This window comes from Epibacterium sp. HA2-3 (assembly GCF_055693725.2).
Genome location: NZ_JBVFUL020000002.1, coordinates 326,772 through 352,223, shown reverse-complemented (window position 1 = coordinate 352,223; position 25,452 = coordinate 326,772). Strand labels below are relative to the sequence as shown.

General features: G+C 58.5%; 20 protein-coding genes and 3 pseudogenes. 6 read left to right on the top strand and 17 right to left on the bottom strand.

Annotated features, from left to right (window positions below; translation table 11 throughout):
• Positions 1 to 25: 25 nt before the first annotated feature.
• Positions 26 to 208 carry a hypothetical protein gene (locus ACZ1HH_RS16155; RefSeq protein ID WP_416369948.1) on the bottom strand — a complete coding sequence of 61 codons (183 nt, stop codon included), beginning with the start codon at positions 206 to 208 and terminating at the stop codon, positions 26 to 28.
• Between the two features lie 78 nt (positions 209 to 286).
• Between ACZ1HH_RS16155 and ACZ1HH_RS16150 the strand changes: the two genes are divergently transcribed.
• Positions 287 to 811, top strand: a complete 525-nt coding sequence (locus ACZ1HH_RS16150) for a CBS domain-containing protein (protein ID WP_011536867.1) — start codon at positions 287 to 289, stop codon at positions 809 to 811.
• A gap of 254 nt (positions 812 to 1,065) precedes the next feature.
• On the opposite strand, the pseudogene ACZ1HH_RS16145 reads toward ACZ1HH_RS16150, so the two are convergent.
• From ACZ1HH_RS16145 to ACZ1HH_RS16090, 12 genes and pseudogenes are all read right to left on the bottom strand, one after another.
• Positions 1,066 to 1,630, bottom strand: a pseudogene (locus tag ACZ1HH_RS16145) (DDE-type integrase/transposase/recombinase); the annotation flags it as partial.
• Positions 1,631 to 1,652: 22 nt separating this feature from the next.
• A pseudogene (locus tag ACZ1HH_RS16140) lies at positions 1,653 to 2,540 on the bottom strand (IS3 family transposase); the annotation flags it as partial.
• Between the two features lie 30 nt (positions 2,541 to 2,570).
• Positions 2,571 to 3,757 (bottom strand): annotated as a pseudogene (locus ACZ1HH_RS16135) (IS3 family transposase).
• Positions 3,758 to 4,066: 309 nt separating this feature from the next.
• A complete protein-coding gene (locus tag ACZ1HH_RS16130) occupies positions 4,067 to 5,653 on the bottom strand; it encodes a chemotaxis protein CheW (RefSeq protein WP_416369949.1) in 1,587 nt (528 codons plus the stop codon).
• Positions 5,650 to 6,192 (bottom strand): chemotaxis protein CheD, encoded by a 543-nt coding sequence (locus ACZ1HH_RS16125; protein WP_416369950.1) that lies wholly within the window; start codon positions 6,190 to 6,192, stop codon positions 5,650 to 5,652. Before ACZ1HH_RS16125 ends, ACZ1HH_RS16130 begins: the two co-directional genes overlap by 4 nt.
• A gap of 4 nt (positions 6,193 to 6,196) precedes the next feature.
• On the bottom strand, positions 6,197 to 7,027 hold the full coding sequence (locus ACZ1HH_RS16120) for a CheR family methyltransferase (protein ID WP_168610690.1): 831 nt from the start codon (positions 7,025 to 7,027) through the stop codon (positions 6,197 to 6,199).
• A gap of 24 nt (positions 7,028 to 7,051) precedes the next feature.
• A complete protein-coding gene (locus ACZ1HH_RS16115; RefSeq protein ID WP_472635337.1) occupies positions 7,052 to 9,694 on the bottom strand; it encodes a PAS domain S-box protein in 2,643 nt (880 codons plus the stop codon).
• A 961-nt stretch (positions 9,695 to 10,655) separates the two neighbouring features.
• Entirely contained in the window at positions 10,656 to 12,200 is a 1,545-nt protein-coding gene (gene tnpC / locus ACZ1HH_RS16110; RefSeq protein ID WP_168610441.1) for an IS66 family transposase, read from the bottom strand.
• A 54-nt stretch (positions 12,201 to 12,254) separates the two neighbouring features.
• Positions 12,255 to 12,608 carry an IS66 family insertion sequence element accessory protein TnpB gene (tnpB, locus tag ACZ1HH_RS16105; protein ID WP_168595277.1) on the bottom strand — a complete coding sequence of 118 codons (354 nt, stop codon included), beginning with the start codon at positions 12,606 to 12,608 and terminating at the stop codon, positions 12,255 to 12,257.
• A complete protein-coding gene (gene tnpA, locus ACZ1HH_RS16100; protein WP_472635111.1) occupies positions 12,602 to 13,012 on the bottom strand; it encodes an IS66-like element accessory protein TnpA in 411 nt (136 codons plus the stop codon). The genes tnpB and tnpA overlap by 7 nt, the downstream gene beginning before the upstream one ends.
• A gap of 197 nt (positions 13,013 to 13,209) precedes the next feature.
• Positions 13,210 to 13,617, bottom strand: a complete 408-nt coding sequence (locus ACZ1HH_RS16095; RefSeq protein WP_011536859.1) for a hypothetical protein — start codon at positions 13,615 to 13,617, stop codon at positions 13,210 to 13,212.
• A gap of 862 nt (positions 13,618 to 14,479) precedes the next feature.
• The gene (locus ACZ1HH_RS16090; protein ID WP_487320524.1) at positions 14,480 to 15,397 is read right to left on the bottom strand and encodes a LysR family transcriptional regulator; all 918 of its coding nucleotides are present in this window, start codon (positions 15,395 to 15,397) and stop codon (positions 14,480 to 14,482) included.
• A 112-nt stretch (positions 15,398 to 15,509) separates the two neighbouring features.
• Between ACZ1HH_RS16090 and ACZ1HH_RS16085 the strand changes: the two genes are divergently transcribed.
• The 3 genes from ACZ1HH_RS16085 (at position 15,510) to ACZ1HH_RS16075 (ending at position 18,091) form a co-directional block, all read left to right on the top strand.
• Positions 15,510 to 16,475 (top strand): glutathione S-transferase family protein, encoded by a 966-nt coding sequence (locus ACZ1HH_RS16085; protein WP_472635335.1) that lies wholly within the window; start codon positions 15,510 to 15,512, stop codon positions 16,473 to 16,475.
• A gap of 62 nt (positions 16,476 to 16,537) precedes the next feature.
• Positions 16,538 to 17,350 carry a hypothetical protein gene (locus tag ACZ1HH_RS16080; RefSeq protein WP_472635334.1) on the top strand — a complete coding sequence of 271 codons (813 nt, stop codon included), beginning with the start codon at positions 16,538 to 16,540 and terminating at the stop codon, positions 17,348 to 17,350.
• A gap of 69 nt (positions 17,351 to 17,419) precedes the next feature.
• On the top strand, positions 17,420 to 18,091 hold the full coding sequence (locus ACZ1HH_RS16075) for a DsbA family oxidoreductase (RefSeq protein ID WP_472635333.1): 672 nt from the start codon (positions 17,420 to 17,422) through the stop codon (positions 18,089 to 18,091).
• A 193-nt stretch (positions 18,092 to 18,284) separates the two neighbouring features.
• On the opposite strand, the gene phnE (ACZ1HH_RS16070) is transcribed toward ACZ1HH_RS16075, so the two are convergent.
• The 4 genes from phnE (ACZ1HH_RS16070) to phnD form a co-directional block, all read right to left on the bottom strand.
• A complete protein-coding gene (phnE, locus tag ACZ1HH_RS16070; RefSeq protein ID WP_472635332.1) occupies positions 18,285 to 19,115 on the bottom strand; it encodes a phosphonate ABC transporter, permease protein PhnE in 831 nt (276 codons plus the stop codon).
• Positions 19,112 to 19,918, bottom strand: a complete 807-nt coding sequence (gene phnE / locus ACZ1HH_RS16065) for a phosphonate ABC transporter, permease protein PhnE (protein ID WP_472635331.1) — start codon at positions 19,916 to 19,918, stop codon at positions 19,112 to 19,114. Before phnE (ACZ1HH_RS16065) ends, phnE (ACZ1HH_RS16070) begins: the two co-directional genes overlap by 4 nt.
• Positions 19,915 to 20,688, bottom strand: coding sequence for a phosphonate ABC transporter ATP-binding protein (gene phnC / locus ACZ1HH_RS16060; RefSeq protein ID WP_472635330.1), 774 nt, complete (start codon positions 20,686 to 20,688; stop codon positions 19,915 to 19,917). The genes phnE (ACZ1HH_RS16065) and phnC overlap by 4 nt, the downstream gene beginning before the upstream one ends.
• Before the next feature lie 106 nt (positions 20,689 to 20,794).
• Positions 20,795 to 21,775: a phosphate/phosphite/phosphonate ABC transporter substrate-binding protein gene (phnD, locus tag ACZ1HH_RS16055; RefSeq protein ID WP_472635329.1), complete on the bottom strand. Its 981-nt coding sequence runs from the start codon at positions 21,773 to 21,775 to the stop codon at positions 20,795 to 20,797.
• A gap of 243 nt (positions 21,776 to 22,018) precedes the next feature.
• On the opposite strand from phnD, the gene ACZ1HH_RS16050 reads away from it, so the two are divergent.
• Both ACZ1HH_RS16050 and ACZ1HH_RS16045 read left to right on the top strand, forming a co-directional pair.
• Entirely contained in the window at positions 22,019 to 22,753 is a 735-nt protein-coding gene (locus tag ACZ1HH_RS16050) for a winged helix-turn-helix domain-containing protein (protein ID WP_472635328.1), read from the top strand.
• On the top strand, positions 22,750 to 25,224 hold the full coding sequence (locus tag ACZ1HH_RS16045) for a sensor histidine kinase (protein WP_487320511.1): 2,475 nt from the start codon (positions 22,750 to 22,752) through the stop codon (positions 25,222 to 25,224). The genes ACZ1HH_RS16050 and ACZ1HH_RS16045 overlap by 4 nt, the downstream gene beginning before the upstream one ends.
• Positions 25,225 to 25,452: the final 228 nt, after the last annotated feature.

Below are 25,452 nucleotides of genomic sequence, written 5' to 3'. Positions count from 1 at the left end.
AGCTCTGCCAAAGACCTCTGCGCGTCTATTGTGCCTTGAGCGGCACAAACCCAAGCGTCAGCAGGCAGAATGCGGCGATCAAGCCGAAAATCCACAGCTGCAAGCGCGGTCCTTCGGCCTTCCAGACCGTGCGATAGCGATAGCCGGCGAGACAGGCGATGACGAAGAGCACAGTGGCGCCTGCGGGTGACAGGGTCATATCGGTCAATTTTGTTTCCTTTGTCGGAACACATTTACTCAGGCGAGATTTGTAATACCGTATAAAGTGATAAAGAGAGGAATTGCCATGCCTGCTTCATTTACTCCCAAGACCCGCGGCTCCGAGACATCGGATAAAAAGACCAGCAGCCAGACATTGGACACCAATATGTCTGCTGCGCGGGCAACCGTTGGCGATGTGCTCGCAAGCAAGAATGGCGAGCTTTACTGGATCAATCCCGAGGACACTGTCGCCAAGGCCGTGGAGGTTCTGCGCGACAGGGGAATTGGCGCGCTTTTGGTGAAAAACGCGCAAGGTGACCTAGTCGGGATTCTCTCGGAGCGCGACATCGTGCGTCGGTTGGCGGACACGCCCGGCGCCACCTTGCCGCAAACGGTCGAAGGCCTGATGTCGCGCGACGTCATCACCGCAACCACGGATCAGTCGGTGGTCGAGGTGCTGCGCCTGATGACAGACGGGCGCTTCCGCCACATGCCGGTGCTGGAACAAGAGCAGCTCGTCGGGATGATCACCATCGGAGACGTGGTGAACTTCCGACTGACGGCGCTTGAATATGAAGCGCTGCAGCTCAAACAGCTTATTGTTGGATGAAACCTGAACCACATTAGGACAGGTGCAAACGCGCTCAGCACTGATGCGTGGCGCGCGTTTGATGCGGAGCGTGAGCAGCCCTAGGCTTTGGACTTCTGTAACGGCGGCTGTCAACCGGTTTTGCGCAAGACAATTGATCCGCCATAGCGGTTTTTGATGTTCGTGGTGCCCGTCTTGGCTTCTGTCGGGGGGGGGGCGGCTGAGGTCCTTTGGGCATAAGCTTCGGTTCGTGTTCAGAGCGGCGGCTGCAATCCTGATGTTGGATCGATATAAGCCGTTTTGTGCCAACAACCTTGATCCAGTCCCGCACGGCCTCAGCAACGAATTCTAGGCCCTCATCTGAACGTATGAATTCCGATAAACCGCGCAGGGTGAACAGGTTGTTCATCACACCAATGACGTTGCCTGAGTTCAGCTTCCTGTCGACGAGGATCGCCAAGCATTCTCTGCTGTATTCATCGGCGATGTTGAGCGTAGGGAACGCTTTTCCTTCATCCGTGCGGCAATGCACGAAGTCATCGCTCCATACATGATCGCGGCGTTCCGGTCGTAGTCGAAGGCACGACCAATCATTGAGCCATGGGGGCTCCGCCCGTTTGGGCGCTTGCACGATCTACAGGATCGTTCATTACTGCGTGAACAGCTTCAAACTCCTTTCGCGGCTTCCACCAAGATCAGTTTGTTCAGCGTCCGATCAGAAACAGCTTTGCAAAGCTGCTCATTCTCTTTCTGAAACCGCTTCAGTTCCCTCAATTGCTCAGTGCCCACTCCGCCGTACTTCTTCTTCCAGCAGTAATAGGTCTGTTCCGTCACGCTGACGTGCTCCCCGCTGGTCCCTCGTTCATAACGAGAGTCTGCAGGTTGGATCTGGGTATTCGGGTTCCCCGTTTGGCGCAATCGCGCCGGGCGCGGAGCCCTCAAATTTCTCAAGCGTCCGGCGCGCTTGCTGCGGCGTTTGGTTGCCCAAGGACGAGTGTGGCCTGACCGTGTTCTAGTCGTAGCGCCACAGGGCCAGCTTGCGCCGCGCGTCATCCAGGCTGTCGAAGATTTCTTCGTTTAACAGCTCGTCGGGCAAGCTGCCGTTGAAGCTTTCGATGAACGCATTCTGCTGTGGCTTGCCCGGATCGATGTAGTGCCACGGCACCTCGTGCGCGTCGGTCCATTTCAGGATCGCCCGACTGGTGAACTCCGTCCCATTGTCGCTGACAACGCAACCGGGCTTGCCGTAGATCCGGATCAGGGCGCCGAGCTCACGGGCAACCCGTGCGCCGGACAGGCCGGTGTCCGCCACGAGGCACAAGCATTCCCGAGTGCAATCATCGATCACGGCCAAGATCCGGAACTTCCGCGAGGCGCCGAAGCTGTCAGACACGAAGTCCAAGGACCAGCGCGCGTTGGGCCACTCGGCAACCGGTATCGGCGTCCGTGTACCGCGTGCCCGCTTCCGGCCACGTCGTCGTTTCACTGACAACCCTTCCTCGCGGTAGGTGCGATACAGCGCTACGCCCTACAAAAGGTCCTCCGGACCTTTTGCTTTACGGGCTCCGATGTGGTTCATGATCATGCCTTTGCGCTCCAAAAGAACGCCGATCCGGCGATAGCCGAACCGACGCCGCTTGGCGGCGATCTCCTGCATCTCCTTGCGGATCTCGGCACAGTCCGGCCGGCGTTTTCTCCGGACTGTCTTTGGATCGACACCAATCAACTTACAGGCTCTGCGCTGCGAGATATGACGTGCTCCCCGTAGTGTCCGCGGATATTAGTTCGCTCTGTTCAGGGTTTGGTCCTCTACTGACCGTTGGTGATACTCCCGCGCGGTGAGCCCGTCGAGGCTTGAATGCGGGCGGTGGTGATTGTAATTCTCGCGCCGAGCTGCGATCAGGTCTCGGGCATGGCGCAAATTGGCAAACACGTGCTCGTTCAGGCACTCGTCACGTAGCCTGCCATTGAAGCTTTCCACGAAACCGTTTTGCATTGGCTTGCCAGGGGCAATGTAGTGCCACTCGACCTTGCGGCCCTCTTGCCATTTCAGGATGGCGTTCGACGTCAGTTCCGTTCCGTTGTCACTGACCACCATGAAGGGGTAGCCGCGCAGCCGGGCGATGTTGTCCAGTTCACGCGCCACGCGTTTCCCGGAAAGAGACGTGTCGACAACGCAGGCCAGGCACTCCCGGCTGAAGTCGTCAATGACGCACAGAACCCGGAAACGGCGCCCGTCTGACAGGCTGTCGGACATCGAGCCATGGGAACGCCACTGGTCCGAGAGACAATGGCGAGCGTCCAGCGACCATCTTTGGTTCGGGCCTTGCGGGATTGCCATCGGCGCACGGGTGCCAATGGCGCGTTTTCGCCCGCCGCGCTTGCGCACCGTCAGGCCCTCTTCGCGTTAGATCCGATAGAGTTTCTTCCAGTTCACTTTCCAACCCTCCCGGTTCAGCAGAATATGCAGGCGCCGATAACCGAACCGCCTGCGTTCTCCGGACAACTCTTTCAACCGCTGACGCAGCCCCTGGTCCTCCGGCCTGCTTGACCTTCGCCGATTGACACGCGGATCAAGCCCGGCCAAGGCACACGCCCGGCGCTGCGAGATGTCATGATCCCGCATAACCCGGAGCGCCGCATCTCGCCGCTTGATCAATGTCGTCAGGGTCGGCCTTGCCCTCGAACCGATGGCGGGCTGGCGGCCTCAATTCCCAGCAGGTCTTTCAACACGACGTTGTCCAGCATGGTGTCCGCCAGCAGGCGCTTCAGCTTGTCATTCTCGTCCTCAAGGGCCTTTGGCCTCGCAGCCTCGGACACCTCCATGCCGCCATACTTGGCCTTCAATTTGTAGAGCGTCGCCGTGCTCAGGCCGTGCCTACGGCACACCTCGGCCGTCGGCATTCCCGCCTCCTGTTCCTTGATCATCCCGATTAACTGCGCCTCGGTGAAACGGCTCTTTCTCATGTGTCTGCTCCTTCAAAGTTGGCGCAGACTCTACATTAAAGTGAGGGATTTCGCGGGGGCAGGTCAGCCGCCGCCACTCTGACCACGAACCGAAGCATGCACCCCAAGGACCTCAGCCGAAAGCCCCGACAGAAACCAAGACGGGCACCAAGAACATCAAAAACCGCTATGGCGGAACAATTGTCTTGCGCAGAACCGCTTGACTGGCCCCCCGATACCGAAGTCCAGAGCCTAATCTTGGCGGATATTAGTGCACTCTGACCTGTCTTTTACAGGCGCCATGGTGTGCATCACGTTTGTCAGGACGGCTCAGTGATCGATCGTATGACGAACTAGGGCATCGACGTCGAGAACCATCGTAGAGACAGACTGATTGTTCCCTCCTGCAACCTGTACCATTTCGCTCACGTCTTCATGCACGGCTGTGTTGCCCCGCGCCGTTGAAGCTTGGAAAGGCAGCACCCTGTCGGCTGTGGTCATAATGATTTCATTCACAGTATCGACGAGTATCCCGTACTTTTGACCCTCAGATTGGAAAATCACAACCTTCTGATGCGTCGTCTGAGTTTCCTTTAGGTCGTATAAAATACGAAGATCCAACAGTGTGATGATCTCCTCCCGAAGGTTAAAAAGCCCCGCCACTGACTTTGCAACATTTGGAGGCTTCATTAAATCACATGGAGATTCAATCACTTCGCGCACTTTGGTAATATCCATCGCAAAGCGCGTATCCGCGCTGAAGGTAATGAATGTGCGGCGCTGTTTTGATGGGGTGTCTTGTTCAACGTCTTCTGTGATTGCCCCGGGATAGAGTTCCTGGCAACACTGCGCCGCAGCGACCAGATCAGGCTGTTTCATGGTCTCTTCATGATCAAAAAGCATGATCAATTCACTGTTATCAAACGCGATACAGCCTTTGAAAATTGCCTCGTGAGGCATGGCGAGTTTTGAAATCGGCATCACGTCTTCATCGTAGTATTGAACGATATTGTCGATGGAGTAGACCAATAGCCCGATCTGTCCTCTCAGAAGGTTCATGATGAGCAGCTTCTTTGATCTGGAGGCTGCGACTTGCCGACTGTCAGTGCGCTGCTTTCCGACAAAGCCGCGAAAATCGACGACGGGGACGATACGACCACGCAGATCGATCGTGCCCAGAATATGCCCGCTCGTGAATACCGAGTGTCTGATCTCCGGCACCTCCAAGACTTCCTGAACATGCTCCAGGTCAAAGGCATATTTGCTGTGACCGACTTCAAAAGATACGCAGTGTTTCCGCGCGCCTTTCGCAGCACGGCGACGGGCGAGGGGTTCATCTTTGGCGAGGCGCGGAACTTTTTCCAACTTGAGAACCGCATATGGGTCGAGTACCTGCAAAAGCCTGCGCCCGTTATCGAGCTTCAGAACCCCTTCGGAGATCACATCCTTGATCCCATTTTCTCGGGAGAGAAAGGCAACGCGTTCCGCTCGGCGCGCGTGGACCACTTCTCCGGTGCGATCAAAGACCAACCCCAGATGCTTTTCTCCGTCTTCGATAATGACAATCTTTCGCCCGCCTCGGCTCTCTGCGGCTGGCAGGCCGAAAATCTGGCGCAGATCGACCATTGGAACAATCATGCCGCGAAGATTGAACAGGCCGATCATATAGGACGGGGACAGCGGTACCGGCGAAACGTCTTCGGGTTCGTTCACAACCTCTTGGATCACGCTGACCGGCAGAGCGAACTCCATATCTTTGATCAGGAAGGAGCCAAAAGTCTCGATCTCTCTGGCGCTTTCCGACAAGGGATCTGCAAAAGCACTTGCTTCAACTGCATCGGAAGGCTCAGCAGGAGATCGGCCAGCTTCCGCGCAAGGTAAGGCATGGTCGGACAAATCATATACGTCTTCAGTCATTGCACTGTTCCTCCAAGACGGGGAATTTGTTGAATGTCGTACTCTCCGCTGTCACAGTTGATCGAGATACGACGTCCGTTCAGCCCACCAAGATCGTCGCCAAGCAGACGCAGCCCAGCACTGCGAATGGCTTGGCGTGCAAACTTTGCGTTTACGCTTCCAACCAGTTGAGAGGGGGGGGTGTCGAATGGCATCGACATGTTCGCACCGCCCGCCAGAACAACCCGAAGTTGGCGCCGCTCTTCATCCTGGATATCCATCATTTTCAATAGGCTCTCGATGGCCTTGTCCACATGGCGACCATTCCCGACAAGTTGCCCGTCTTCTCGCGTACGGCCCGTTTGCGCAGCGGAACTGGCAACAGGTTGCGATGAAGACTGGGATAAAAGACAATGGGCCAGCCCGTATATCTGCCGCTGCGGAAAGAAAAAACCAATCCCCACGCAGGATCCAAGGATGGCCGTCAGGACTTGCCCGGGGCTGCCGATTTTGACCTGACCGATGCGAACGTGCAATTCAGAGACTTCAACCTTGTCCATGACTTCAATCCGGCTCAAGCACGTAGATCAGTGGAGACACTTGATTGAAGTCGGTATCAAGCCGCGTGAGGCTTTCACTTTCCCCGATGATCAGAACAGCATCAGGCTGCATTTGTCGCGCGACGTTGCGCAAAATCCGTTCCTGCTCAACACTGGAAAAGTAGATCAGGACGTTTCTCAGAAAGACGATGTCAAATTTCTGCGCCGGCACCAGCGGCTTGATCAGGTTATGCATCTTGAACGTCAGCCTAGACTTTATGTCCGGGCGAACGGAGTATCCATCCTCCTTGTTGCCGACCATATGGCGTTGAAACAAGCTGGGTTGTTCGCGCTGGAGGCGGGCGATTGCCTTACCTTGATAGCGCCCTTCTTGCGCCTTCTCTATCACGCGCGATGAAATGTCGGTTCCAAAGACCTGGTAGTCAAACCCCGGTGCGTTTTGCCGAACCTCCTCGCAAAAAATCCCGATGGTATGGGCTTCTTCTCCAGTAGAGGAGGCTGCCGACCACGCGCGCATTGGGCGTGGCAGATTTTTTTCACAAAACGCGGGAAGAAACTCCTTCTGAAAATAGTCCCAAACCCTTGGCGTGCGATAGCAATAGGTTTCGTTTGTCGTAATCCGGTCAATCAGTTCCTGAAGTTCGGCCGCGTCATTTGCGACACGATCAAGATAGCCTGAGTAACTGGTGTCTTGCGTTTCCCGGAGCCGCCCCCGCAAGCGGCTTTCCAAAAGCCCCTTGCGGTTTTCAGCGACCGTGATCCCCGTTTTCTGGTGAATAAGCTCTCGCAACTTGTTGAAACTGCCAAGGTGAAGTTCGATATTGTCCTCTGGCATGAGACCGGACCTCCTTGACCTGATTTATTGACCGAGTTTGGCAATTTCCTGAGTAAGCTCTTGTGCGCCGCCATTGAGCTCATTTGTCGAGGCTGCAATGGCGTCAGAGGCGATGACGGCCTGTTCAGTGGCATCAACGATATTCTGGATCGCATCCGAAACATCCCGGGCAGCTGTTTGCTGTTCGCGGGCTGCAACCGAAATTTGCTTGATCGAGTCCGTTGTATCCTTGATGCCGCTCAGGATCTTCTTAAAGGCGTCCCCCGCCTCCTTGGAAACCTGGCTGCCCTGGCTGACGCGCTTCACGGTTTCGTTGATCAGCTTGCTGATCTCCTTCGTGGCTTGCGACGATCGCTCGGCGAGTTTGCGCACCTCGTCTGCCACCACCGAAAAGCCGAGACCATGTTCGCCAGCCCGCGCAGCTTCGATTGCTGCATTGAACGCCAAGAGGTTGGTTTGGCTCGCGATTTCGCTGATGACTTTGACAATCTCGTTGATCTCTTCGGAGGAAGAGTTGATCAGCTCCATGGATTCGATCGAGCGTTCAATTGCTTTGGCGCCCAGATCTGCTTCGTCCCGCGTACTTTGCGCGATGTCGTCAGAATGTTTGGAGTTCTGTGCGATCGAGTCGATGGACGCACTCAGTTCCTCGATCGATGCACTGATTTCTTCTGTTGTGCAGCCCAGCGATTGCGCACCTTCTGCAACTTTGTTGGCCTGGCCCGAGATGTCTTCGGAGCGGGTCACAAATTCAGAGGCAATGCGTGATACTTCGCGTTCCAGTTCGACGGCTGTGGTAATGTCGTTGGCGAATTTGACCACTTTAACAACATTGTTTTCCTGGTCGAAAATCGGGCTGTAAGATGCACTGAGCCAGATTTCCTTCTCCCCTTTGCCAAAGCGCTGGTACTTCCCGGTGTCCGAAATACCCGAGCGAAGACGCTCCCAGAATGCGGTATACTCCGGGCTTGCGGCATAATCTCTTTCGCAAAACATCCGGTGGTGGCGACCCTTGATTTCTTCCAAGCTGTAGCCAGTTGTGGCGCAGAAATTCTCGTTGGCATCAATGACATTGCCATCAGGTGTAAACTCGATCACTGCACTGGCGTTGGAGATCGCTTCCAGCTTGCAGTTGAAGTCCTGCTGTTGCAGCTTCACATCCGTGATGTTGGTCTGGATTGATACGAATTTCTGCAGCTTTCCTGCCTCGTCAAAGACCGGGTTGATCGCAAGAGAGATCCAGTAAGCTTCACCATCCTTCGTGTAGTTGAGAATTTCATCGTAGAATGGTTTTTGCGCATTGATGTTTTCGCGGATCCGTTTCCGCGTTTCGGGGTCTGTGTGGCGGCCCTGCAAAAGTTCGCCGGGCTTTTTGCCAATGACGTCTTTGTATTCGTGGCCAGTGAGCTTGGTGAAGCCCGGGTTCACATATTCGATGCGTCCGTCCGCATCCGCGATCAAGACGGAGTTGTCCGTTTCATTTGCTACCAATGACAGAGTCTTTGCGGTTTCGCGCAGTTTCATCTGGTCCGTGATATCAACGGCGAATTTCACCACCTTGAAGACATCGCCATTCCCGTCAAAGATGGGGTTGTAGGTTGCCTGGATCCACAGTTCCGAACCGTCCTTTGCAAAGCGTCGGAATTCGCCGGTTCGCGTTTCTCCCTGGGCGAGGCTTTGCCAGAAATCTTTGTATTCCGCGGAGCTCGCAGTCGTCTCATCCACAAAAATGCGGTGTTTCTGACCTTTGATCTCCTGCAGTCCATACCCGGTCACGGCGAGGAAATTTTCGTTCGCAGCTGTGATGGTTCCATCGAGTTTGAATTCAATGATCGCCTGCGAGCGATCCAATGCGTTCAGAACGCCCGCATTCAGGCGCGCTTCGGTGACATCAGCCCATTCGAGAAGGTTGCCGACGTAGGTTCCGTCATCATCAAAAATGCCATCAACGTTTAGTGCGAACTTCATTTCGCCAACAGTGATATCCGTCTTGAACGGCAAATTTTTGGGATCAGACAGAAGGTTGCGCTGATGGGCCGGGTTCTTGTGGAACCTGTCAATACAGCTGCCGATCATCTTGGTCGGGTCGAACCCGGGCCAAACCTCTGAAAATACGTCCTTGTACTCATCGAGCAAGGTGTTTGTTGCCGAATTGATGTCTTTCACAACAAAATCGCGATCGACTGTCATCATTGCCACGGATGAGTGTTCAAAGCCGGCTTTACGGCGTAGATTTACCGCTTCACTCTGTTTTTGGGCCGTGATGTCGGTTGCCAGCTTCACAATCTTATAGGGCTTGCCCGCAGCATCGAGGATCGGGGTGTAGTGAGCGTCAATCCAGACGTCTTTTCCGCCGTTGCCAATGCGGTGAAATTCGCCGCTGGCTGGTTGTCCCATCGCGAGTTGTAGCCAGAAATCCTTGTAGGTATCCGAAGCGACGTAGTCTGGGTCGCAGAACATGCGGTGGTGCTTGCCGCGGATTTCGTCCAGTTGGTAGCCGGTAACTTTCAGAAAATTCTCGTTCGCCGTCCGGATCGTTCCGTCAAGTTCAAACTCGATCATCGCATGAACGCGGCTCACCGCGTCAAGCATGGCCTGTGCTTCGCCTTGCGCTGTGGGCGTCGTCGCGGATGCGTCGGTCACAGCAGCAGTATTGTCGATACTCATTACCCTACCTCATAAAACAGGTATTACCTCATCAAACTAGTACTCCGGTATGGTTGACCGCTTCGCGTCAATAAGTCCTTACGCAAGCCGGAAGAGTAGGGGAGAAAATGCGGCCAAATTAATGCAACTTTTGGCATCTATTCCGTCAAGGGTGGTCGTCACGTCGTTTGGCTGCCCCATTGTTTTGGGGGAGGCATCCAAACGGCGGTGTTGGCGAACTCTGCGTGCCAGTGAGACTCAACAAGAGGTTATTCGGCAATCCCGGTTGCTGCGATCCAGTCATGCCTGTCGACCTATGTTGAGTTCAAGCTGCCAATCTCGCGCACCGTCAAGTTAGTCACCAGCTTTTTGTGCCTGTCGGCTCTGCGCTGGCGCGTGCCGGGTTTCTCGATGCTTTGCTGCGTTGTTCACGCCTAGTCGCGATGGCGATCTCGTCCAGCGGACGAGTGGGAGACTGTCCCGAGGTTGAACAGATTGCTTCCGCAGTCTCCGTGTATGCCTATGTCACTTGACGCTTTCATGCCGCAATCCTCGAAGGCGGCGTTGCCCCGTACAGCCTGCTCTGAAGCTGTGGCCTAATCTAGAGCGAAAGACGTCCGCTCTGCAGGTCAAAACGACCCCCTGTACGCCAACCGATATTCCGCTGGAGCCTTTAGGGAGTTCCAGAGACGAATCCGACATTCGTCACCGGATCAAGGAAACGATGCGCTGCTTGAGGGCATATGGCGAGCGTATTGCCCCGAGAAGCCGCGACCGCCAAACCGCCGAATTCCACATGCGGGGTGTGCGTATCAACGCATCCTGCGCCGCCGAGATAAACCGCGTCGCCTAAGCTCGGAGAAAAAAAGAGGTGGTCGGGTCTCTACGGGGGGGCACGGGAACACTTCAGAGTGAATGGGACGCCACGCCGTCCACCGTTTGAAAGACGTAAGCGCTGTCGCCACCCCACGCCTGTTCAGCTTTACGGGGTGAAGTTCCAAGGTAGCAGCTCGTCGATCCTGCTGGCCGGGTGACCGGCGGCGATGGCTTCCAGGGTCGCCTTCAAATAGGCAAAGGGCGCGACGCCGTTGATCTTCGCGGTGGCTATCAGGGAGGCGATGCGGGCCCAGGTGCGGCCGCCCTCGTCGTGGCCGGCGAAGAGTGCGTTCTTTCTTGTCAGGGCGATCGGGCGGATCAGGTTTTCGACGGCGTTGGAGTCCATCTCGACGCGGCCGTCGTGGAGGAAGGTCTGCAGGCCGCCCCACTGGCGGTGGATGTAGGTCAGCTTCTCGCCGAGGCGCGACTTGGCCGAGATACGCAGACGCTGTGCCTGCAGCCAATCACCGAACTCGGCCACGAGGGGCGCGCTGCGGGCCTGACGGGCCGACAGACGTTGGCCCGGGCCCATGCCCCGGATCTCGGCCTCGATGCGGTAGAGCTCAGCGATCCGGCGCAGGCCCTCGGCGGCGATTTCCGAGCCGTCGCGGTCGAAGACCTCCTTCAGCTTGCGCCGCGCATGCGCCCAGCAGTGGGCCACCGTGATCGGCGCGCCGCCCTTGCGGGACGGGCGCGTCAGCCGGTCATAACCGGTGTAGCCGTCGAGCTGCAGGATACCGTCGAAGCCCTGAAGGATCTGTTCCGCGTGGGCGCCGGCGCGGCTGGGCTGGTAGGTGAAGACGACACCGGGCGGGTCTTCTCCGCCCCATCCGCGATCATCGCGGGCCAGGGCCCAGAGGTAGCCGGTCTTGGTTCGGCCGCGTCCGGGGTCGAGGACCGGAGCCGTGGTCTCATCCATGAACAGCTTTCCGGAGGACTTGATGTGTTCCGCCAGCCGGTCGACCACGGGGCCGAGGTGGAAGGCGGCGGTGCCTGCCCAGTCCGCCAGGGTGCTGCGGTCGACTTGGATGCCGGAGCGCGCCAGGATCTGGCCTTGGCGGTAGAACGGCAGGTGGTCCGCGAACTTCGAGACCAGCACATGAGCGATGGCGCCCTCGGTCGGCAGACCGCCCTCGATCAGCCGCGGCGCGGCGGGCGCCTGGGTGACCCCGTCCGAGCAAATGCGGCAGGCATACTTCGGCCGGATGTCGACCAGCACACGAAGCTGCGCAGGCACGATGTCCAGACGTTCGGTCCGATCCTCGCCGATCTGGTGCATGCGGCCGCAGCCGCAAGGACACTCAAGGCTCGCCGGTTCGATGACACGCTCGATGCGCGGCAGGTCCGCGGGCAGATGGCCGAGATTGCGCTGCCGTGTCGCGCGCGGGGTCTGGGTGGAGGGGGCGGCCTGCTCCCTGCGGGTCTCGACCTCGGCGACGGCGGTTTCCAGGTCTTCGAAGGCAAGCTGCCGGTCGTCATCACTCAGCTTCTCGGACCGTTTGCCATGCACGACATGGTTCAACTCGGCCACGAGATGCTCGAGCCGCCGGTTGGCTTCCTTCAGGGCGCCGTTTTCCTGCAGCACCGCCAGAACGGCGGCGCGCTGGCTCTCAGGGATCGCGGACAGGTCGATGGGCGGGGCGTCGGGCATGGCTGGATTATACCGGGCCCGGGGCGCCAATGCCCGGTTATTCAATAGGCTGAGTCACTCTGCCACAGCCGGTCGGCGCACCTCCAGAGATCGAACCCTGCGCCAGTCCAAACCGGCAAACAGGGCCTCGAACTGCGCCCGGTTCAGGGTCATTGCCCCATCGCGGATCGCGGGCCAAGTGAAGGTGTTTTCTTCCAGCCGTTTGTAGGCCATCACGAGTCCGCTGCCGTCCCAGAACAGGATCTTCAACCGGTCGGCGCGCTTCGACCGGAACACGAAGACCGTGCCCGTGAACGGATCCTCGGCAAGCGTCGACTGCACGAGCGCTGCCAGGCCGTCATGGCCTTTGCGGAAGTCCACCGGTTTTGTCGCAACCAAAATCCGGAGGCCCTGTGAGGGCATCAGCATGGCGAGGTCCCGAGCGCATGCGCGATCTCGGCGATCCGGGTCGCGGGCGTGCCGGGCGCCAGCTCGATCCTGACTTCGCCTGAGACGATCCGGATCACCTCTTTCGGTGCCGCCATGTCCGGTTCCGGCAGCACCTCCGGCACATCGCAGACTACCAGCGGGGCGAAGACCGGTTCGTCCAGCTCCGCTGCTGGCAACACCAGCTTCCCCTGCTTCGCCAACCGGCGCCAGGCCGACAGCTGGTTTGGCAAGACTCCATACCGCGCCGCCACGCCATTCACTGTCGCGCCCGGTTCGAGCGTATCCGCCACTGCCCGGGCCTTGGCTTCATCCGGCCACCGCCGGTGACCCGACGCGTAGATCTCCACGCCCAACGATTTGAGAAACGAATTTGTAGTGCACATTGCGAAACGCACTCCCCACTGTGAGATGTGCAAGATCTCGCAGTACGGGATAGGCGCTACAACGTGGGGCCGGGACAGCGCTTACTGAAAGACAACGGTATTCTACCAAAGCCGTTCATGCGCCCAGATCGCTCGCGCGACAGCAATATTTAGGAAAACTACGCTCCTGTCCGTATGCTGCCCCCACGGCCTGAGGTTCAGGCGGCCTTGGACAGCGCCTTCAGAGAGCGCTCATAATTTTCACGCGCGAGCAGAGCGCTCATCGGCATTGGCCCTTCGACGTTTCCGGACATGACGCCAGCCATATAGCGGGACATGTCGATGCTGCCTGCGTTGAGCTGGGTGATGTCGCCTGCACGGATCGCATCCTGAACCTCTAGCACCGCCTCGAATTCCTTTGGGCCAGCAGGTTTCCCATGCGCCGAAGTTTCACGGTCGAGCACCAAAGCCATACCATGACCGTTACTTGCCTTCTTGGTTCCGGTGATCGCGTGGTGCGTCTCCAGCTTCAAGGACTGCGCCTCGTCGGACGCGTGGCCGGAAACGTGGCCCTGCATGGAGCGATATACACCGAGGTTGGCGGCGTTTGCTGCTGTGACGATCATCTTGTTCACCCAAATCCCAAAGTAGTTGATTCATATTTTAGACAAACCGGGTGGTAACTCACGCAAATCTTAATGAAATAGTTAACGCCGTTTGGGGGTGTTCGGGCGGGGCGCTCAAACTGGGCTGGATGGTCGAAAGTTCAAGCTGTACCAGCCGGCTTTTACGCCTCCCAGATTGGACGCACGAAAGACGTCACTCACAGGCTACCTTCAACTTTCGTCTCGTTTTCCACTTTGCGTAGCTGCAGCATTGGACTCATTTTGACTGGCGGCGTCTTGTGGACAGTTCGGCCAACATCCTCGCTCAAATGGTCCCTTATGCAGAGCACAGGGAACCGGGGACCATCGGACAAGAAGCGGGCAAATATCTCTGGTGCGACTCTGGTGGGAATGCCGTGGGCCTGCGCGTCCCAATCGCACCTTTTTGCGAGGCTCAATCGTGCACGCGCTGGCCTTTCTCGCTATTTCAGCGCCTCCATGTCGAGGCGTTAAAATGAACTTCTGATCGATGCCTCTCATGAACGCTGAGTTTTCGTCTCTTTTCTAGCCTTGGTGGTGGACGGGCCTAGAACGCATCGGTCACACGCGGGTGCAATGGCTGAGAGTACGCTGATTGAAATTACTCAGTGTCGTTCTTTGCGAGTGGTCCTTCGTTAGATACCGACACTTGGATACGGGACCGAAGCCTGGGCCAATCTACGGTCTTGCCGCTTTGCTTTTTGCGTTGGTCAGGCCTTCGGCGCAAAACGGGCATTCCCCCAAGGGCGCAACACCGACCACCGAGCTCCGGAACGGATAGTCGCCGAAAAGACCATTTCAGACAGGTCAGCCTTTCCAGTATTGCTCCTACACGGCTGCTGTCTCATCCAAGCTTAGCTTGGTCCCAAGGCGCGATTTCGCCACCCAGGTGCTCAAGGATGTAGTCGATGAACACGCGCACTTTGGTCGGCAGATGGCGGCGTTCGGGGTAGATGGCGTAGAGGGTCTGCGACGGCAACTGGCACTGCGGCAGCACCCGCACCAGTCGCCCCGAGGCGAGATCTGGACCGGCGGTGAAGGTCGGTAGCCGGCCGATGCCCGTCCCGCCCAGAACAGCCTCCCGCAGAGCTTCGCCGTTGTTCACGCTGTAGTTGCCGCTGGGCCGGAAGGTCTCTGCTTTGCCGTCGCAGTCGAAGACCCACTCTTGGAAATCCCGACTAAAGGAATACTGCAGACAGTTGTGGAAGCGCAGATCGCTCACCGTTTGCGGCGCGCCATGGCGCTCGAGATACGTCGGCGCGGCGACCAGAACGCTGCGCAACGCTGCGATCTTGCGAGCCACCAGCGCGGAATCTGCCAGCGTGCCGCCGCGCAGCGCGAGGTCAAACCCATCCGCAAACAGATCGACCACCCGGTCATCCATCACCATGTCGATCGACACGCCGGGATAGCGTGCCAAAAAACCGGAAATCAGCGGTGCGACATGTAATCGTCCAAAGGCCATCGGCACATTGACCCTGAGGCGCCCCTTTGGTGCTTCTTGCAGCGCCAGCACGCTGTCTTCGGCTTCTTGCGCCGCCTCTTGTGCCCGCACGGCATGGGAATAGAAGTGTTCTCCGGCTTCGGTGAGGCTGACATTGCGGGTGGAGCGGTGAAACAGCTGCGCCCCCAATCGGTTCTCGATCTGAGTAATGCGCTTGCTGACCGCGGATTTACTCACCCCCAGACGCCGGGCTGCCGCGGCGAACCCTTGCGTTTCTGCAACTGCGACGACCACCGGGATGTCTCCCATGCCCTCCATGCTGTCCCTTTCCATGCGGGGTGATTTTTTCTCAACATTCAGTTTCAGTATAACCCAATTATCGCATGATGGGAAACCAACTAGCTTTGTCGGGTCATCAAGGAGATGTGCCATGGCAAAGATGTTGATCGACGGTGTGCTCACCGAAAAGCCAAAACAGGGCGACGGAGTGTTTCGCCGCATGAGCAGCGGCTTTCGCGGATGGATCGAGCCACACCGCGATGCGGAGTTTCCGGCTGAGGCTGGCCGCTACCATCTGTATGTCTCGATGGCCTGCCCCTGGAGCCATCGCACCACGATCGTGCGTGCGCTAAAAGGGCTGGAAGAGATCATCAGTGTTACCCAGATGGATCCGCTGGCCGGTCCGGACGGATGGCGGATCGACACGGAGGCTTTTGATCCCGCCGTCGGTGTCCCAAGTGATGACTATCTCTATCAGGTCTATCAGCGGGCTGAACCCGGCCACACCGGGCCGGTTACCGTACCGGTCCTGTTTGACAAACGCTCCAACCGTATCGTCAGCAACGATTCTGGCCAGATTATGCGGATGCTGAATTCGGCCTTCGATGAGTTTACCTACGGGGCACCGGATTTTTACCCGCCCGACCTGCAACAGGACATCGACCGTATCAGCGACGAGATCTATGCCCCGATCAACAATGGCGTCTACCGCGCTGGCTTTGCCACCACCCAGGCTGCTTATGATGAGGCGATTACTGCGCTGTTCGAGAAACTGGATGAATTGGATGCCCTGCTTGCGACCCGTCGGTATCTCACCGGGGAGCGACTCGCTGAGGCGGACTGGCGCCTGTTCACCACACTTGTCCGCTTTGATCCGGTTTATGTGACGCACTTCAAAACCGATCGCAAACGGATCGCTGACTACTGCAATCTCAGCCCTTATTTGCGCGACCTATACCAGGTTCCCGGTGTGGCCGGCACGATCGATATGAATGCAATCCGTCAGCATTATTTCCTCAGCCACCGGCACATCAACCCGCATGGAATTGTCTCGGCTGGACCGCAACTCGATCTGAACCGCCCGCACGGGCGGGACATCCCGGTCCTTGGCTCTTGAACCTCTTACACCGCAACCAAACCGGGGCCGCTTCCCCGGATACTGAACTGGAGAGTTCCACCATGAAACTATTCTCGAAACTTGCCCTTGCCGCAGCAGTGCTATGGTCCCCTGTCCACGGGCACGCAGGCGCCGAGGACACCGCTGGTCTCCTCAAACTGGAGTACACCGACGGCCGTCCGATTACGCTCGGTGTAGGGGATGTAAACACAGTCTTGCACAGTGTCGGGGTCCGCGTCAGCACAGTTGCCATTCCAGAGCAGGCGCGCCCCATCCTTGAAGCCTCACGTCACCGCGCCATCACAGCAGAAGAGGAGTCGCAGCTGATCACCGATTTTGCTCTCAGCCGCAAAGACCTGCTGACAGAAATCGCCTTAGCGGGGCGAGAGCCGACGGTCGAAAACGGTGGCTCCCTCACGACCTCGGAACCGGGCGTCGCGCCTTATCCGAAGGTCTACGACATGAACAAGATGGACGCGCAGACCCGGATTTGGGTTCACGAGAAATTTGGGCCCCTGCATGTCAACCACGCTGAAGACGGCACTGGCATCGATGAGGTCATGACCATCGTCTCTGGAGGCCCTTGGATCTGGTTCTTTGAGCTGCCCGGCGATGTCATCGGCAAGTTGACCCTGGGCCATGTGGGTCTGGAAGGAGAGGCCTGGCGCATCAGCTATCCCGGCATCCGTCCGCATGGAGGTTTCTTGGATCCGGAATACGGCCTGGTCGTTGCTTACGCGCATGGGCCGGAGCAGTTCGAAATTCACTTTGACGCCGACAATGTGGCGGGATCGCGCCTGAACGGCACCAATGCATGGATCGACATGTCGGGGGAAAAGCCGCTGCTTCTGGACGGTCCACTTACCGCAAATTGATGCATCTGCGATTGCGGGCGCTTTCATCGCCTGCAATCGCACCTCGCGACTTCTCTTATAGGTGAAATGATGACCTCTCCCGTGCTCACCATCGACTTCTTTCACGACGCGGTTTGCGGCTGGTGTTTTGTGATGTCCCCAAAACTACGCAAGTTGGCGGCCGAATTTCCGATCCGTATACGCCACCGTAGCTTTGTTCTGCAGGACTCGCCTGCCAAACTCGCTGCAGCCTTCGGCTCAGCTGAGAAAGCCAAGTCCGCTATCCTTGGACACTGGGAGCGCTGCGCCGAACATGACGAAGGCGGTCGCATCAATGTGGAAGGGATGCGCCGCCAGCACTTTCCCTATCCTTCCGGGTTATTGAGCGCCAAAGCGTGCAAGGCCGCAGAATTGCAGGCTGGTGACGCCGGGCACTGGGACTACTTCGATGCCGTGCAAGCTGCGCATCTGACAGATAACCGCAACATCGCTGACGAGCGCGTTCTGTTGGACGTCGCCCTAGCCTGCGCGCTGGATTCCAACCGTCTGCGTAAAGACATGCATAGTCCGGAAGTGGCGCAGTTGGTCTCTCAGGACCGCCAATTGGCGTCTTCGTGGTGGGTCAGCGCCGTGCCGACGCTTGTGGTAGATGGCGGACAGTCGCAGCTGCGCCACGGCTCGCTCAAACAAATGCGCGCAGAACTGGCATTGCTTTTGGCGGACCGGGTGGCGCGTGTCCCCGCTGGCAATCGTCAGCAGTAAATTCTCCTCTAATGCAGGAGCCACTCGGCGCATTATGCGGGTGCCAAAAGGAGAAAATGCGCAGCAGCGCGCACTGGTGTCTTTGTGCATCTGGTCATCTGGCTACTCCCCCGCAAAAGCGCGCCTGCGACACATCGTGCCGCAGGTTCAAATGGCGGGGGAGTGATGCCTCGCTGGCATCACTGGATCGTCGTTACAGGATCTTGCGACGCAGGAAAGACGATACCATCTCTCCAAAGATGACCAGCGCCAGGATCGTGAGCAAAACCATCGACACCTCTGGCCAGTTGAATGTGTCAATCGCGCCCTGCAGGATCATCCCGATGCCGCCCGCACCCACGAGTCCCAGTACGGTGCTTTCACGCAGGTTGATGTCCCAACGCAGGATCGACACCGCAAAGAATGCGGGCATTACCTGCGGTACGATCGCGTAGAGTACGATCTTGAATTGCGATGCCCCGCAGGCCTCGAGCGCTTCAACCGGTTTGCGGTCGATTTCCTCGATCGCTTCGCCAAGCAATTTGCCCAAAAAACCAATAGACCGGAACATGATCGCAACGATCCCTGCAACGATGCCGGGGCCGAAGATGGCCACAAAGAGAAGCGCCCAGATGATCGTGTTCACCGACCGGGAAGACACGAGGATGAAACGGCCCAGCCAGAGGCAGGCGCGGTTCGGCGTGGTGTTTTGCGCCGCGATATAGGCCACAGGCAGCGAGACAAAGACCGCGATCAAGGTGGCCAATGTGGCAATATTCACGGTCTGCCAGATGGCCGTCAGGATGCCGGGCAGGTTGGAGGGGTCCGGCGGCATCATGCGTCCAAAAAGGTCCGCCATCTGCGCTGGCGAGTCCCAGACCCAGGCCCAGATCACGTCGATGCTGCCCAATGCCCAAGCTACGACTACGGCTGCGGCGGCGAACCCCGCGTAGCGGATCAGGCGTTGCTTCGGCGTGAAACGTGCCCAGTCATCCCGGGCCTCCAGCGCCTCGGAGAGGGAATGCGGTTCGGAGAGACTTTTCATGTGATACGCTTTCGGATGACGCCGCTCACTGCCTCAGAAATGAGGATGACACCGACGATAACCATGGTGATGGCGAGGGCAAAATCATAGTCGTAGCGGCCAAAGGCATTGGCGAGGGTGGCCCCGATGCCGCCTGCGCCAACGATACCGACCACGGCAGAGGCCCTCAGATTGCTGTCGAGCTGATAGATGCCAAGCCCCACGAGGCGCGGCATGATCTGTGGCAGCACCGCATAGACCTGCGTTGTGAGGAACCCGGCCCCGGCGGAGCGCATGGCTTCCACCTGCCCAAAATCGATCTCTTCAATGCGCTCGGCCAGCAGTTTGGCGACGAAGCCCACAGAATAGACCACCAGTGTCAGGGCGCCCGCAAAGGGACCGAAGCCTACGGCTTTGACAAAGATGATCGCCACGATTACCGGGTGGAAACTGCGCGCGATGATGATCAGCCCGCGTCCGAGCAGATAGATCGGTTTCGGCGCGATATTTGCGGCTGCCATAAAAGCAAGCGGGACCGAGATCAGGATACCACCGACGGTGGCGAGAATGGCGATCTTCAGGCTTTCCATGAAGCCATCAAACAACAGCCCCGCGCGATCGAAACTGGGCGGGAATGCCCCGTTGAAGATCCGCTGAGCGCGGGTCATCCCATCAGCCACACGATCCCAGTCAATCGGGAGCGTGGCGAGGGTGAAGATGATATAGACCGCGACGCCGAGATACAGCACATACCGCAGAGCGACATTGGCGATGAAGGGTGGCTTGCGCCAGCTCTCTGGCAAGTTGTCGGGGCGCGTGCTCATGCAACGGCCCCCACTTCGGCGCGGTCCTGCGCGGGCACGCCGGCATAGATCGTATCCATCTCGTCACGGGTCAGCGCGGCGGGTTTGTCGTCAAAGATGATCCGTCCATAGCGCATCCCGACGATCCGGTCGGAGTATTCCTTGGCTTCGGTCACGTTGTGAATGTTGATGATCACGGGCAGGTTCAGCTCCTGCGCCAGATCGCGCAGCAGGGACATGATTTGCTCGGAGGTCTTCGGGTCGAGCGACGCTGTGGGCTCGTCCGCGAGCAGGATCTCCGGCCGTTGCATCAGGGCGCGCACAACCCCCACCCGCTGACGTTCCCCGCCCGAGAGCTCATCGGCACGTTTATCCGCGTAGTGGGCGATGCCCACACGCTCCATCAGTTCAAAGGCCCGGCGAATGTCGTCCTTGGGGTAGCGGCGGGTCAGCGCGGCCCAGGTGGAAATGTATCCAAGCCGCCCGGCCTGTACGTTCTCCATCACCGTGAGCCGGTCGATCAGGTTGAAGCCCTGAAACACCATGCCGATGCGCCGGCGCGCGCTGCGCAGCTCGCGGCGGGACAAGGTGGTGAATTCGGTGCCGTTCAATTCGATTGAGCCGGAGGTCGGCTCTACAAGACGGTTGATGCAGCGCAAAAGCGTGGATTTGCCAGCGCCCGAAGAGCCGATCACGGAGGTCAGCTGTTCGCCCTCAACGGTCAGGTTCAGCTCTTTCAGGACGGGGTCGCCGCTGCCGTAGCGCTTTGTCAGGTTTGTGATCTTCAGCATGGAATGCCTCTTTGGAATGGCGCGGCCAGCGCCCTGACCACGGGGGTCGGGCAGTGTAGAGTGCCCGGCGCGCGCTGGCGCACCGGACTGGCCATGTGGAAGGGGATTAGTTCCCGGCGAGACCCTGGGGCGTGTATTCCACGCCGTTGGAAGCCTGGATCTGACGGATCACGGCCCACTGGTCCTGGTAGGTGATGGGCACGAATTTCGACACGCCATCAAATTCCTCGCCAAGCGCGGTGCCAGCAAAATCAAAGGTGAAGAACGCCTCTTTGACTTTTTCGGCCAGCGCGGGATCAAGGTTATGCGCCATGGTGAAAGACGTGGTTGGGAACGGATCGCTTTCCCAGATCATGCGCACGTCTGCCGGATCATAAAGCCCGCGTTCCGCCATGCGTTCCACAACCTCGGATGCAACCGGGGCTGCGTCGTAATCCCCGGCAACTACGCCGAGCATGGATTGGTCGTGCGAGCCGGAATAGACAACTTCGTAGTCTTTGTCAGGTTCGACGCCCAAGCCCGGGAACAGTGCGCGCGGTGCCTGGTTGCCAGAGTTCGAGGTGGGCGAGGTATGCGCGACGCGCTTGCCTGCAAGGTCAGAGACGTCCTTGATGTCGCTGTCGGCCTGGGTGAAGACCTGCAGCTTATAGCCAAACTGGCCATCCTCGGCACCCATGATTGCAAACGGCACGGCGCCTGCAAGGTTCACGGCGAAAGGCGTCGGTCCGGTTGAAAAACCTGCCACATGCAGACGGCCAGAGCGCATCGCCTCTACCTCGGCGGAGTTCGACTGCACCGCAAAGAACTGTACGTCCTTGCCGGTGACGTCAGCGAGATGCTCGATGAACGGCTCCCAAATGTCAGCATAGACCGCCGGATCCTCGACCGGGGTGTAGGCAAAAACAAGCGTATCGGGATCGCTCAGCTCTGCCGGATCGGTCGGCGTGTCGGCGACGAGATCACCGTTGGCGTCGCAATATTGCAGATCAAGCGCGCCACGCTCCGCACAGTCTTGCGCCTGAGCGGCGATGGTGGAGCACGTCAGAATGCCCAGTGCGCCAATCGCACGGGTGATGAATGGTGTCATGGTTTCCTCCCTTAGAGAGCAGGAGGGCCGGGCCGCACCTGCTTCAACCCGTTTAGGCTAGGGGCGCGGGGTGGGCCTTGGCGAGACGCGAGCTGTTAATGAAACTACCGGCGGTCACTTGAATTGTTAACAGTGTTACAAAGCTGCGACCAACCCTTAAGTTTGCGACTGAAGTGCGCTAGGCCTTGGGCTTGATCGTCGAGGAGGCGGTCGTGTGCCAGCACGTCGCAGGAGGAGCGTTGCATGCAGGCTGTCAGTCCAAAGCCCGAGGCCGGACCCGTCATCGCAATCGTCGATGACGACGCTCAGGTGCGCGAAACCCTGTCGGCGCTAATGCATGAGAGCGGGTTTGAGTCCGTGTGCTGCCCCGACATTGAGACCTTTCACGCGTTGGGGGATCCGCCGCCCGTAGACCTTGCCCTGATCGATCTGCGTCTGCGCGGCGAATCCGGTTTGACGCTCGCCATCCACCTGCGGGAGCGACACGAAATCCCCATCGTGATGCTCACAGGCGTCGGAGACGAAATCGACAAGATCATCGGCTTGGAAACCGGCGCGGATGATTATCTGATCAAGCCCTTCAATCCGCGCGAACTGGTTGCGCGCATCCGCGCCGTGTTGCGCCGATATGGTCACGCCTCGGCGCGCACTGTGACATCTGGCAAACGGCAGATTACCTTTGGCGAAAAGCGGATCGACCTCGATGCGCGACGACTTCTGGATGCATCGGGCGAAGAGGTCCCTTTGACAAACGCCGAATACCGGCTTTTGGAGTTTCTCGCCCGCAACCCCGAACGGGTGGTCCCTCGTGAGGAGCTTCTGGAGGCCTTGGGGGCGGATACCCAGCGTTATGTTGATCGCACAGTGGACGTGTTGATCCTGCGTCTGCGCCGCAAGATCGAACCGGTACCTGCCAAACCTGTACACCTGCAGACCCGCCGCGCGCGGGGCTATGTGTTCCACCTGGGCACCGAATGAGCTGGTTTCGCGACCTTGGTGTGCGGGTCCGCCTGTCTGCTGCGCTGGCGGTGATGTTTGGGCTGATGGTCTTGGTGAGCGGAATCGGATTGCGGGTGCTTGATCGCACCGAGGTCTGGATGAACGTGCTGCACCGGGACACGCTGACCGAAGTCGAAGCGGCGATGGACCTGTCGCGCGATGTGTCCGAGCTTGCGACCTCTGCACCGTTCCTCTTTGCGCTTTTTGCGCCGTATCAGCTCGAACAAGAGGTTGCAGCCGTGATGGAGAACCTCGAACGGGTGCGTCAATCCTCGGGGAATGATCCAGAGCTGGATCTGCCGCTGGCACGGTTGGGTCTAGCTATCGAAAATCTGGCGCAAGCACTTTTACCACAAAGTGCCCGACAGGCAGAGCTCAAGGCAATCGACCGGGCGCTGGTGCGGCTGAATGCCCGCAGCAGGCGGATGTCACAGGATGATGTGTTGCCGTTGGAGGCCCAGCAGGATTGGGGCGGTCTCCAACAGTTGACATCTGTGGCGTTGGGCGCTGCGCGATCAGAAGAATTGATCGAACTGGGTGGATTTGCGCGCGATTTTCAACGCCTGAGTGGGCAGCTTCAATCCTTGTCACGACAGGCGCCTCGCGAGACCTATGACGAGATTCGAAACGTCGTGCAGCGGGGGGGCGGGCTGTTTGTCCTCAAGCATGGGAACCTCTCGGCGCGCCTTGATGCCGAGAATGCGTTGTTTCGCATTCGTCAGGAAACGCGGCGTGTCAGCGCCTTTGCCGAGACCAAGGTGGCTCAGGCCGAGGACCGCTTGTCTCGCGCGCGCGCCGAGACATCAGATACGCTGGCCTATGCGCGCAATGCCTTTCTCGCACTGAGTATCGCGAGTTTGATCGTCGCTGTGACATCCTCGGTCTATGTGTCGCGCCACGTTGCACGCAATCTCGAACGCATTTCGGGTGCGATGCGGCGGCTGGCGTCAGGAAACTTGCGGGTGGACCTGCCCGCGCCGCCCACCGCGCGCGATGAGATCGGCCAGTTGTTCACTTCGTTTGGGGTGTTTCGCGACAACGCCCGCAAATTGGACCGGCGCACAGCGCAGATGCGGCATCAGAATGCGCTCTTTTCGCGGGTCTTTCAAAACATCAAGGACGGCGTTGCAGTCGAGGCGGCGGACGGGCGCATCATCGCCGAGAACGACAATCTGCGCCGCTTGCTGCGTCTACCGCCTGATCCAGATGGAACCAGCGATCACATGAGCGCGTTAATTGCGGTCTCGCCCTTTTGCCGCAATGCCGGCGGAGACGAGCGCGGCGGTTTTGAAGAATACAGCGACCCTGATGGCAACGTGATCGAGATCCACCTCTCGCCACTGCCGGATGGGGGTCAAGTCTGGCTGATCTCAGAGACAACGGAGCGCAAGCGTATGGAGGCCCGATTGGAGGCCATCCGCAGGGTCGAGGCCTTGGGCAAGGTCTCTGGCGAGGTGGCCCATGATTTCGGGAATATCCTGTCGAGCATCTCGGGAAATCTCCACCTTCTGGAGCATGCAGAACCGGAGCAACGACGCGATCTGCATGAACGGCTTGGGGCAGCGCTTGACCTTGGGGCCAGCCTCACCGAGCGCCTTTTGGCCTTTGCCCGCAAGCAACATCTTGCACCACAGGTGACGGATGTGTCCGAACTGGTGTCGGGGATGGCCGATCTCCTCGAAATCGCCATTCCCAAACATGTCTCTTTGCAAGTCGAGGTCTCAAAGGCCCCGGCGACCTGTCTCGTTGACCCTGGTCAGCTTGAAAGTGCGATCCTCAATTTGTGCATCAATGCCGGGCAGGCCATTTCAGCGACAGGTTCGGATACTGGGCGGATTGTCGTGTCAGTGACCGCTGGTGAGAGGGTCGAGGTCGCCGTCAGCGACGATGGCTGCGGCATGTCCGAAGAGGTGCTGCGCCACGCGACCGATCCGTTTTTTACACGCAAACCCGACGGCGGTGGCACCGGACTGGGGTTGTCCATGGTGGATGGGTTCGCACATCAGTCCGGCGGTCGGCTCGACATTCAAACGAGCACGCAGGGCCCAATGCGGGGAACGATAGTTACCCTGTCTTTCCCGCATCAGGTGTACAACAGCGAAGAAAACTCTTCTGGTGGTCCGTGGATGGCTTTGGTCATCGATGATGATCCGGTATCACTAGAGCGATCATGTCGTCTCCTGCAGGAACTGGGCGCGCAAACTTTGCGCTGCGCCACATATGCAGAGGCGGTCAAAGCCTTAGAGGGGCTTGACCATCTTGACGCGATCTTGACCGATCTCTGGCTTGATGATGGGTTCAGCGGTCGGGATCTGATTAGACGGGCTCAAGAGTGTTTTCCCGAATGCCGTTGCGCGCTTATGTCCACGCGCGGTGCCCCGACGGATTTGCCCCGAGATGTTGTTTTTGTCGAAAAACCCGTCAGCAAAGAGACATTGCGCGAAATCTGACGTCCTGCGCGACGGGAGAGATTTGCTACGCCCCGTAAACAGGCTGCGTGTTGCGCGCGCGCGAACCATAACTGGGGCATGGGACAGCGGCGAAAGACACACATATTGCTAGCATCTGTATGCCGTGTTGTTGTCGGCCAGCCAAACCTCTACCGCAACGGGTGAGGCCAAATGCTGTGATGCGTTTGAGCCGGCGGGCGCGCATGATGCACCGCAACTTGGATGATT